Annotated in this window: 8 protein-coding genes; 4 read left to right on the top strand and 4 right to left on the bottom strand. The window is 64.8% G+C overall.

Translation table 11 applies throughout. The features are described from left to right. The first annotated feature begins 59 nt into the window (after positions 1-59). The 3 genes from GEV05_19140 (at position 60) to GEV05_19130 (ending at position 2,841) form a co-directional block, all read left to right on the top strand. Positions 60-395 (top strand): MarR family transcriptional regulator, encoded by a 336-nt coding sequence (locus GEV05_19140; protein ID MPZ45463.1) that lies wholly within the window; start codon positions 60-62, stop codon positions 393-395. 575 nt (positions 396-970) lie between these two features. Next, the gene (locus tag GEV05_19135) at positions 971-1,189 is read left to right on the top strand and encodes a DUF433 domain-containing protein (protein MPZ45462.1); all 219 of its coding nucleotides are present in this window, start codon (positions 971-973) and stop codon (positions 1,187-1,189) included. Positions 1,190-1,671: 482 nt separating this feature from the next. After that, positions 1,672-2,841, top strand: coding sequence for an iron-containing alcohol dehydrogenase (locus tag GEV05_19130; protein ID MPZ45461.1), 1,170 nt, complete (start codon positions 1,672-1,674; stop codon positions 2,839-2,841). A gap of 119 nt (positions 2,842-2,960) precedes the next feature. Here GEV05_19130 and GEV05_19125 read toward each other — a convergent pair whose 3' ends face one another. From GEV05_19125 to GEV05_19110, 4 genes are all read right to left on the bottom strand, one after another. Next, on the bottom strand, positions 2,961-3,374 hold the full coding sequence (locus tag GEV05_19125) for a hypothetical protein (GenBank protein MPZ45460.1): 414 nt from the start codon (positions 3,372-3,374) through the stop codon (positions 2,961-2,963). 3 nt (positions 3,375-3,377) lie between these two features. Next, a complete protein-coding gene (locus GEV05_19120; protein ID MPZ45459.1) occupies positions 3,378-4,580 on the bottom strand; it encodes a thiolase family protein in 1,203 nt (400 codons plus the stop codon). 112 nt (positions 4,581-4,692) lie between these two features. Further along, positions 4,693-6,063 (bottom strand): hypothetical protein, encoded by a 1,371-nt coding sequence (locus GEV05_19115; GenBank protein ID MPZ45458.1) that lies wholly within the window; start codon positions 6,061-6,063, stop codon positions 4,693-4,695. Further along, positions 6,060-7,298, bottom strand: coding sequence for a hypothetical protein (locus GEV05_19110; protein MPZ45457.1), 1,239 nt, complete (start codon positions 7,296-7,298; stop codon positions 6,060-6,062). Before GEV05_19110 ends, GEV05_19115 begins: the two co-directional genes overlap by 4 nt. Before the next feature lie 175 nt (positions 7,299-7,473). Between GEV05_19110 and GEV05_19105 the strand changes: the two genes are divergently transcribed. Continuing rightward, positions 7,474-10,116, top strand: a complete 2,643-nt coding sequence (locus tag GEV05_19105) for a response regulator (protein ID MPZ45456.1) — start codon at positions 7,474-7,476, stop codon at positions 10,114-10,116. Positions 10,117-10,235 lie beyond the last annotated feature (119 nt).

Genomic DNA, 10,235 nt, shown 5'->3' with positions numbered 1-10,235 from the left:
TAAGTTTGACCTTGTTCCCATTCGGCGTGGCAGCAGTATTCCTGAGCGTCTTCGCGACTATGCTTATCTTCATCACATTGAGCGAGATTTGCGGTAAGAGTGCTAACCGCGCGCGGCAGGGCCGATCACCAGATTTTCATTTGAGTTTCGAATCCGCGCGTTCGCTCTTTGCCGACCTTACGCCTGCGCGCTTAGACTTGCTAGAGGTGTTGCGTCGTGTAGGTCCTTGTAGTGTCTACGCGCTCGCTAAGGCATCGGAGCGCAACTATTCCAACGTGCACGCTGATATTGCACGCCTCGAAGAACTCGGTCTAGTAGAGCGTTCCGAAGACAGTACGATCAACGTGCCGTTCGAATCCATCGAAATTCTGGTTCCACTGGCTCAGCCAGCGTAGGTTACTGTGACCTAATCGGGTCGAGGCGGGCTTTTAGCCCGCCCCTCCCACACCACCCGGCATGCGGGTCCGCACCGGGCGGTTCACCAGAGCGAAGCACGCGACGATCTTCAGGCGTAGCCTTTCAGACCCCCCAGCTGCGGCCCGTGAGCCTCCGGACGTTGTGCTTGAAGTCCTCGAGCGCGCGCACCGACCAGCGAAGCTTTCCACGGTGAAACTCGAATCCGAGAAAGCCGCGTTGCTCATCGATGCCACCCGGCTCTTGTGCTCGTTGACCGGAAGCTTCAGCTTTCGGTCAAGGTACCCGGTCAGGCTCGCCATGACGCGTACACCTACCATTCGAGGCGGACCTATGCCAGCGCGCTTCGCTTGCTGATACGGCCGGTCAATGGCGTCGTCAAGCGCCGAGCAACGGCACAGGGGTATACTATCGAGCGTTCCCTATTTCATGTCACGCCCGTCCCTCACCCCCAACCCCTCTCCCGGGGGGAGAGGGGAGCGTCGCGTCCGTATTGGACTGTCGTCCAATACGGAACGATCAATAAATCGTGGATTGCGCTTCGGAGCAAGAGACCATGAAGTCGCAACTGATTACTATCGATCCCGAAATTCACAGCGGCACGCCGGTTTTCGCCGGAACGCGCGTTCCGGTGAAAACGCTCTTTGACCACCTGGAAAACGGGGAATCCTTGGAGGCATTTTTGGACGACTTTCCTTCCGTGAGCCGCGAGCTGGCGATCGCCGTTCTTAAGGAGGCACGGGCTGCGCTCGTATCGGATGCGAATTCTGATTGACGAGGATCTTCCTCGCCGCCTCGGATCATTGCTCGTTGGACACGAGGTCTCTACAGTTCAAAGGCGCGGATGGGCAGGCTTGAAGAATGGCACACTTCTGCACCACGTTCTCGAGTCGCAGCCGCTCTTCGAGCCGCGGGCAGACGCCCGGTTTGCGGGCTCTCGTGATGACATCCAGGTTCACCACCCCGTCCGCGACATTGTCGCGTCCCGCCCCTCCTTGACAGGAGGGGAAGTCGGAACCCATCTCCGCCTACTTGCGGTCCATGCACTCCTGGCAGGAGGGGAAATCGGAACCATCTCCGCCGACATGCGGTCCATGCGCTCGCGGGATACGCGCCGGAATGTGGACGAGTCGCGACCGATTCATGACTGAATGCGGACGAGTCGCGACCGATGCGTGAAAGGTTCATTGGCGCGAGGACTTGAACCGGTGCAAACATTCGTACTCCGCGTCGATGCGGATGCCAAGTGAGGATCGCATGAAAGAAGCCATATTCGATTTTCCGGGGCTGGAACGCGTGGTCTACGGCAAGCCGGCCGCGCAGGCGCTGGCCACCGAGGTCGAGCGCATCGGCGCCAAGCGCGTGTTCCTGGTCGTCAGCGGCACGATGAATCGCAGCACCGACGAAGTGGAAAAGGTTCGGGCGGCACTCGGAGAGCGCTACGCCGGTACCTACGACAAGATCCCGCCCTTCACGCCGCGTTCGGCCGTGCTGGAAGCGGCACAGCTGGCACGCTCGGCAGGCGCGGACATGGTCGTAACCTTCGGCGGCGGCTCGGTGACCGAGGCCGGCAAGGTCGTCCGGCTGGCCCTGCACCACGACATCCGCGATGTGGACGGGTTCGATCGGTTTCGCGTCATCGTGCACGCCGACGGCACGCACGCCACGCAAAAGTACGAGGGGCCGCGCATTCCCCAGGTCGCCATACCGACCACGCTTTCGGCGGGCGAGCTGACCACCGGGGGCGGCGCCACCGACGAGCGCGTCAAGCGAAAGTTCAGCCATGCGAACCCGCAGGCGATTCCGCGCGTGGTCATCTTCGATCCGGCGCCAACCGTGCACACGCCGCTGTGGGTCTGGCTCTCCAGCGGCGTGCGTGCGATCGACCATGCCGCCGAGGGCTTGTGCTCTCCGCTCTTCAACCCGATCAGCGACGGCATGTACCAGCAGGCCTTGCGGCTGCTGGGACGGTCGTTGCGGGAAACGAAGCGCGATCCGTCGAACCTGGATGCGCGCCTCGAAAGCTTCTACGGCATCTGGCTTGCGATTGCCGGGCGTCACGGCGGAGTCGAGATGGGTGCCAGCCACGCGATCGGCCATGTGCTCGGCGGCTCCTGCGGCGTGCCGCACGGCTACACCTCGTGCGTAATGCTGCCGCACGTGCTGCGCTACAACCGCGCCGCCAGCGCCGAGCGCCAGCGCCTCGTCGCAGCAGCGCTCGGCCATCCTGGCGAAGATGCGGCCGACGTGCTGACGAGCTTCGTCGCCGAGCTGGGACTGCCGGGACGCCTGGCGGATGTCGGCATCGGCCCGGATCGATTCGCGTCGATTGCAACCACTGCCATGCACGACAAGTGGCTGCACACGAATCCGGTCAGGATCACTTCGCCCGAACAAATCCTGAAGATTCTCGAAGCGGCCGCTTGAGTGCCGGCCGTCGTGTTCGATGAATATCGCCCTGCTCGGCGCGATTACGTACGCCTTGTGCTCGCCTCCGGCGATCGCTCTCCGCACTCGGTTGTGTTCGACGACGGGCCGGCCACCGGTTACGGCGACGGCGGTCCGAACACGGGCAGGTTGTAGCTGCCGAACTTGTCTTCGCCGTCCGTCCAGCGCAGCGATACCACCATACCCTCGCGCAGATCCGCCGGATCGAGATCGACCGGGTAGGAAACGAACAGTGGCCCTTCGTCCAACTCGAGCACGAACGCAGTGTGCGGCGCCGGATACTCCTCGAAGTACTTGCGGCGAAACGTGGTCCACGAAAGCACCTTGCCGCGGCCAGCGATGGCGGCCCACTCGAATGCATCGGAAAGACACTTGTCGCACGTGGGCCCAGGTGGCCAGCGAAACTTGCTGCAATCCGAGCACTGCTGCAGGCGTAGCTCTTTCTTCTGCGTGAACGCCCAGAACTGCTCCGCATACGGGTCCATCGAGCGGATCGGTCGCGCCGTGGCCATCGCTCAGCCCCCCCTCGTATAAATGATGCTCTTGCACTTGCCCGCGACATCGTGCACGTATTGCGCCACCGCCGCCCCTTGAACCTGACGCGCTCCCAGGCCGCCGCGCAGCTGACGCACGAGTTCGGGCTGGTGATTCCAGCTCTGCATGTAGCTCTCGGAAAGCATGCCGCCGCTGGTGTTGCAAGGCAACTCGCCGCCGATCTCGATGCGGCCGTTCTGGACGAAGGCGCCGCCTTCGCCTTCCTTGCAGAAGCCGAAGCCTTCGAGCGAAGCGAGCAGATGGACGCTGAAACTGTCGTAGGTGGCGAAGACGTCGACGTCCCTGGGGGTGACGCCTGCCATCGGATAGACCTGCGCGGCCACGCCGCGGTGCGCCGTGTGGTAGAAATCCTTCAGGCGCGGCCGCAGCTGCGTGGCATCGACGTTTTCTTCCGACCAGCCGAATCCGCTCACCATGACGGGCGGATGTTTCAAAGCCTTGGCCATGTCGGCGCGGCGCAGGATGATCGCCACCCCGCCGTCGTTGATGAGACAGTAGTCGAACAGGCGCAGCGGCTCCGCGACGTAGGGGGCTTTCATGTAGTCGTCGAGCGAGAGCGGCTTCTGCATCACCGCGTTCGGATTCATGCACGCGTGCTTGCGGAACGCCACTGCGATGGAGCCGAGCTGCTCGTCGGTAGTGCCGTAGAGCAGCTTGTGGCGCTGGAAGAAGAGGGCATACAGCGCGCCTTGCGAGGTCATGCCCCAGGGCGCGTAGTAGAAGTAGGACGTGATGCCGCCGCCCGTGACGCGTGCGCCGCCGTAGGCCGTGTCCATCGAGCGCTGAGCATTGCCGTATACCAGCGCGACGGTCGTGCACAGGCCGCAGTTGATGGCCATGGCCGCTTCGATGATGCACTGGGCCGCATCGCCGCTGCCGCTCCAGCGCGGGTTCAGCCCCCAGAGCTCGCTCGCGCGCTCGCCCGACAAGGTCGGCCCCGTGCAGAGGCCATCGATCTCGTCCTTGTTCAATCCCGCATCGTCGAGCGCGCGCTTGAGCGCACGCGAGGCGAGCGTGTAGGAATCGTAGCGCGCCTCGCCCTTGGCTACCGCCTTGCCGCCGCTGCCGCGGTAGTCGGCGCCATAGTCGGTCTCGCCCACGCCGACGACTGCCACGGTGTCCTTGAGCGGCGCGAGGCGCTTGCGATCGAAGCTTTCCACCATATGACCACCCCTCTGCGACTCCGTCGCATCGCGCCCTCCTCGGCGAGGAGGGCAGTATGTTTTCCCCTCCTTTCCAAGGAGGGGTGCCTGCGCGAGCAGGCGAGGTGGTGTGCTAAATCACCCCGCGTTCGCGCAGCGATGTAATCTCCGTCTCGCTCATGCTCAGCAGCTCGCCGTACACGTACTGGTTGTGCTCGGCGAGCGTCGGCGCACGCCCGTGTACGAACGCCTTCGTGCGCGACATCTTCACCGGATACCCTTCGTTGCAAACGTCGCCCAACTCCGGGTGATGGGTGATCGGGTGCATTTCGCGGTGGTGCAGTTGCGGGTCGTACTCGACGCGGTCCTCCGCGCTTTGCACCACGGCGGCGACGATGCCCGCGGCCTGGCACTTGTGCATGATGTCGTAGCGCCGCCTTGGGCGCGTCCAGTGGCCGACGATGGCATCGAGCTCGTCCTGGTTCGCCACGCGCGCTTCGTTGGTGGCGAACTTCGGGTCCAGCAGCAGATCCGGCCGGCCCATGAGTCTGCACAGCGATTCGAACTGCTGCTGCGTCTCGCAGGCGACGAAGACCCACCAGGCCTGCCCGTTGCGGTCCCTGCCCGCACAGCGGTACGTGTTGTGCGGCGCGAGCGCGGGAAAGATCGAGCGATTCCCCGGCGGGAAATCCGGCCGCCGCGTGCGCCGGCCGTTGACCTGGTAGTCGAGCATGTAGGTTCCGAGCATCGACATCGCACCCTCGGTGACCGAATAGTCGATGTAGAAGCCCTTGCCCGTCTTCTTCGCCTCCAGCAGTCCCTGGATGAGCGCGAGGCCACCCATCCATCCGCCCATGACATCCAGATACGAAAACCCCCAGCCGGCCGGCGGCTTGCCCGGCAGACCGGAAGCCAGCGAGAGGCCCGACTGTGCCGCGGCCGTCGGACCGAAGCTGCGATAGCCCTTCCACTCGCCGCTGTGCCCGAAGCCCGAAGCGCTCATGTACACGAGCCGCGGGTTCAACTGGTGGATACGCTCCCATGTCAGTCCCCAGCTCGGCAGCACTTCGGCGCTGAAGTTCTCTACCAGCGCATCGCAGACAGCGATGAGGCGCTCGACGATTCCGATCCCTTCCGGAAGCTTCGTGTTGAGGCTGATCGCGAGCTTGCCGTGATGCAGCGTATTGAAATACGGCGCGGCGTAGAGCTTCTTCTCCCCCGCGGCCTGAGCGGCCGGCGTCTCGTCGCGGAGCGTGTTGAACTGAGGATCCGAGTAGACCTTTTTCGTGCCCGGCAATTGGGCCGCCTGCGGCTCGTCGCTGACGATGCTCGGCGTCGCATTGTAGCGATGATCGTCATAGCCGCCGGCGCGCTCGACGTGGATGACCTCGGCGCCGTAATGCGTGAGCAGGCGAGGTGCCCACGGCCCCACGGTCTTCCACGTGAAATCGAGAACGCGGACGCCGGAAAGGACGCCCGGACGCGCAGGAGATCGCGGGCTCATCGAACCGCTCCCGCAGCGGTCAGTGATGCAATGTCCTCCTCGGAGAGGCCGAGGTCCTGCTGCAGCACCTGGCGCGTGTGCTCGCCGAGCAGAGGTGCGCGGCGCCGGGGCTCGATTCCAATCGCATCGCACGCGAACGGCCCGCGCGGATACGGAATGACGCGGCCGATCTCCGGATGCTCGATCGAGCGCCAGTAGTTGCGGCTATGGTAGTGCGGGATGTCGTAATTCTCTTCGGCGGCGTGCACGAGGCCCCACGAGATGCCGTAAGACTGCGCGCGATGGAAGCACGCTTCACCATCGCTGGCGGCGATGAGACGCGCGATGGCGTCACGTATGATGCTGCCCGTCCGGTACTCGGACATGCGGAACGCCTCGTCCTGGTAGCTTGCGTCGTGCAGCTCGCCCGTCACGCCCTTCTCGTCCATCCACTTGATCAGACGCTCCCAGACACGCGGACCGAAGTTCTGCATCACGGCGATCATGTACTTGCCGTCCGCGGTGGGAAGCTGCAGGCGAGGCTGGCGTTTCGGATTGGCGTGCATGCCGGTCTGGCGGTACATCGTCTGGCCGTAGTACATCCACTGCGGCACTGCGGCTTCGGTACCGATCGAGCAGGCGTCGTGGATGGAGACGTCGATGTACTGGCCTTCGCCGGAGGTCAGCCGGTCGAAAAGCGCGACGGTGATGCCGTGCAGCGCGAAGGCGCATCCCATGTGCCAGGCGTGATTCCCCTGTCCGCCGATCGGCGTCGTCAGAGGATCCGAATAGCCGCTGCTGGACATCTGGCCGCCGAGGGCGAGATGGGCGGCGGCGTTCATCTGCAAATCGCGCCAGGGCCCGTCCTGCCCGAAGTCGGTGAGCGAGGTATAGATAAGCGTCCTGTTTTCCGGGAAGGACCCATAGTCCAGGCCGAGCTCCGCCAGGGTCCCGGGCGGCGTGCTCTCCAGGAAAACGTCGACGCGCGCGAGTAGCTTCTTCAGGAGATCCTGGCCGGGCTTACGCATGATATCGAGGGCGACGCTCTCTTTGCCCGTGTTATTCCACCAGTAGTCCAGGCAACGATCGGGATCGGGCTTGTCGTCGACGAAGGGGCCGCACCAGCGGCCGGCACTGCCGTCGATGGGCTCGATCTGGATCACGCGCGCGCCCCCGTCCGCGAGCAGCTTGCCCGCCCACTGGTTGCGGCGATCGCCCAGTTCGACCACCGTGAGCCCTTCGTAAACCCCGCTCATGCACTCCTCCTGACTTCGATAGCCGGTCGTGACGACCGCTTTCGGGACACCTGCGAACGATGCTAGCACAGCGCGGCGGCGCGACGCCGCGGCGGCCCTGCGAAGGGTCGATCAAGCATTCCCGGGCTCTTAAGCCTTGGCGCGAGAGTGCCGTTATACCCAGTGCCGCCGCGGTATGCGGCGCAACCGGGCTGCGGCCGCAAGCTCTCGAAACCCGCCTCGCCGATTCAGGCAGGTGGAAACCACGCTTGCTGCCGCATTCCCACATGAAACGACACCGCGTTCCCACATGAAGCGACAGATCGTCAAACCCGCCGCCGACGGAGGCGCGCCGATGAACGATTCCGCCGTGGCCGTGGCCAAGGCAGCCGCGCAAACCGACGCTGGCGGCCGGCCCGAGCCTGGGCTCAAGCTTTTGCGCTATTTTTCGATCTCGGGCTTCGTCGCGATCGCCGTGGCGATCGTGCTGCTGAGCACGCTGTGCCGGGTGCTCGCCGTGAAGGATCTGCGCGAAATCGGCGAGCGCAACAACGTCGCGCTCACCCAGGCGTTGGCGAACGTTCTGTGGCCGCGCTACGGCGAGTTCCTGTCCGATACCACCGCCCTCGATGCGAACGCCTTGCGAGCCCATCCGCGGATAGCGCAGCTCCACCGCGAGCTGGTGCAGCACGTGCGTGGGATGTCGGTCGCGAAAGTGAGGGTCTACGACCTCTCCGGCAGAACCGTGTATTCGAGCGAAGCGCGCCAGATCGGCGAGGACAAGCGCACCAACGCAGGCTTCCTCGCCGCGCGCTCCGGACGCGCAACGAGCGAGATCAGCCATCGCGACCAGTTCAGCGCGTTCGAGCAGACCATTGCCGATCGCGATGTCCTGTCGAGCTACGTTCCGATCGTGACCGGCTCGCCTGGGCGCATCGTCGGCGTGTTCGAAGTCTACGACGACATCACGCCGCTGCTGCGGCAAATCGCGCGTACCCAACTGCTCGTGACCGGCGCCACCGCCGCCGTACTGCTCGCCTTGTATTCGGCAATGTATCTCGTCGTGCGCCGGTCCAATGCCGTTCTGAGGCGCCAGGCGGACGAGCGGCGCGAAGCGCAGCACTCCACGCACCGCGCGAGCGAATTCCTCAACAGGCTCGTCAACGGCCTGCCCAATCCCGTGTTCGTGAAGGACGAGGCGCACCGTTGGATCACGGTGAACGACGAGTTCTGCCGACTCGTGGGCAAGCCGCGCGAGCAGATCCTCGGCACCACCGATTTCGATCACTTCCCCGAGCAGCAGGCGCGCGCGGCCTGGCTTCACGACGACATCGCGTTCGAGTCCAACCGGCCGGAGACGACGGCTCCCCGTATCCGGGACGCGGCCGGCGACCGGCGCTGGCTGCTCACGCGCAAGTGCTCGGCGCATTTGCCCGATGGCGGCCGCATTCTGATCGGCGTCATCACGGACGTAACGGATCTCAAGACGGCGCAGCGCGAAATGCAGGACGCGAAGGAAGCCGCCGAGTCGGCGAGCCGGGCCAAGTCGCAGTTCCTGGCCAACATGAGCCACGAGATCCGCACGCCGATGAACGGCATCCTCGGAATGACCGAGCTGCTGCTCGATACTGCGCTCGATCCGACGCAGCGCCGCTTCGCTCACAACGCGCACCGCTCGGGCTCGGCGCTGCTGCAGATCATCAACGACATCCTCGACTTCTCCAAGATCGAAGCGGGCAAGCTCGAGATCGAGCACATCGACTTCGACCTGCGCGCGGTGCTCGACGAAGTGACCGAGCTGCTGGCCCATCGCACGCGCGGCAAGGCGTTGACGCTCGAGCGCCGAGTCGGCGCCGACATCCCCGCACGCGTGCGCGGCGATGCCATGCGATTGCGCCAGATCCTCATCAACCTGATCGGGAACGCGATCAAGTTCACCGAGCGCGGCGGGATCACGGTCGATGCAGCCTGGCACGGCGCCAACACGGGCGCCGCTCTGCTGCCGGGCGATGCCTGTATGCTTCGGTTCTGCGTCACCGACACGGGAATCGGCATCGCGCTCGAGGCCATCGAGCGGCTGTTCCAGGCGTTCAACCAGGTGGACGGATCGACCACCCGCCGCTATGGCGGCACCGGCACCGGCCTCGGCCTGGTGATCTCCAAGCAACTCGTGGAGCTCATGGGCGGAGAGATTGGCGTTCGGAGCACGCCCGGGCAAGGCACGACGTTCTGGTTCACCCTGGCACTCACGATCGGCGCATCCGCAACGGACCAGACGAACGCCCGCAGCGCGCCGTCGCTCGAGGCCGATTCGTCACGCCCGGTCCGATCGCAGCCGGAAAGCGTTGCGGAATCCCTGCCGGCCGGCGCGCCGACGCTTTCGCTCGTGCCCAAGGGCATAGCCCGAGACGCCGACAGCCGTCCGCGCATTCTCCTGGCGGAGGATAACGGCGTAAACCAGGAAGTCGCCTGCGCAATGCTGCAGAACCTGGGCTGTGAGGTCGATCTCGCTCACGATGGGGTCGAAGCGCTCGAGCACCTCGCCGCTGGCCGCTTCGACGCTGTCCTCATGGATTGCCAGATGCCGCGAATGGACGGATTCGCGGCGAGCCGGGAGATACGCAACCGCGAGGCGCAATGCGACGATAGCAGGCGCGTTCCGATCATCGCGCTCACAGCCAATGCGATGGAGGGCGATCGCGAACGCTGCCTCGAAGCCGGCATGGACGATTATCTGGCCAAGCCGTTCAAGCTCGCGGAGCTCGGCGCCATGCTGGAGCGCTGGCTGGTCCGGCCCGCGTCGGATTCGGACCGTTCGCACGCAAACCTGGCCGCCTGAACAGGCCTGCAGGCTCCTTCCCCGGCGGCGACCGAGCGCAAGCCCGAATCCCACCCTACGCACGCGAGGTTGGACGCGAAACGCGTTCTGTCGGACACGAGTCATCGGAGTAGTATTCG

Source organism: Betaproteobacteria bacterium (genome assembly GCA_009377585.1).
Taxonomy (GTDB): domain Bacteria; phylum Pseudomonadota; class Gammaproteobacteria; order Burkholderiales; family WYBJ01; genus WYBJ01.
Note: the sequence above shows the minus strand (reverse complement) of the source record. Positions and strands in the feature narration are given on the sequence as shown.

What these genes read in the sequence shown, in the direction of transcription:
- GEV05_19115 (MPZ45458.1), bottom strand. Translation starts at nt 6,063, where the DNA reads ATGAGCCCGCGATCTCCTGCGCGTCCGGGCGTCCTTTCCGGCGTCCGC.
- GEV05_19140 (MPZ45463.1), top strand. Translation starts at nt 60, where the DNA reads ATGCTTATCTTCATCACATTGAGCGAGATTTGCGGTAAGAGTGCTAAC.
- GEV05_19120 (MPZ45459.1), bottom strand. Translation starts at nt 4,580, where the DNA reads ATGGTGGAAAGCTTCGATCGCAAGCGCCTCGCGCCGCTCAAGGACACC.
- GEV05_19125 (MPZ45460.1), bottom strand. Translation starts at nt 3,374, where the DNA reads ATGGCCACGGCGCGACCGATCCGCTCGATGGACCCGTATGCGGAGCAG.
- GEV05_19130 (MPZ45461.1), top strand. Translation starts at nt 1,672, where the DNA reads ATGAAAGAAGCCATATTCGATTTTCCGGGGCTGGAACGCGTGGTCTAC.
- GEV05_19105 (MPZ45456.1), top strand. Translation starts at nt 7,474, where the DNA reads ATGCGGCGCAACCGGGCTGCGGCCGCAAGCTCTCGAAACCCGCCTCGC.
- GEV05_19110 (MPZ45457.1), bottom strand. Translation starts at nt 7,298, where the DNA reads ATGAGCGGGGTTTACGAAGGGCTCACGGTGGTCGAACTGGGCGATCGC.
- GEV05_19135 (MPZ45462.1), top strand. Translation starts at nt 971, where the DNA reads ATGAAGTCGCAACTGATTACTATCGATCCCGAAATTCACAGCGGCACG.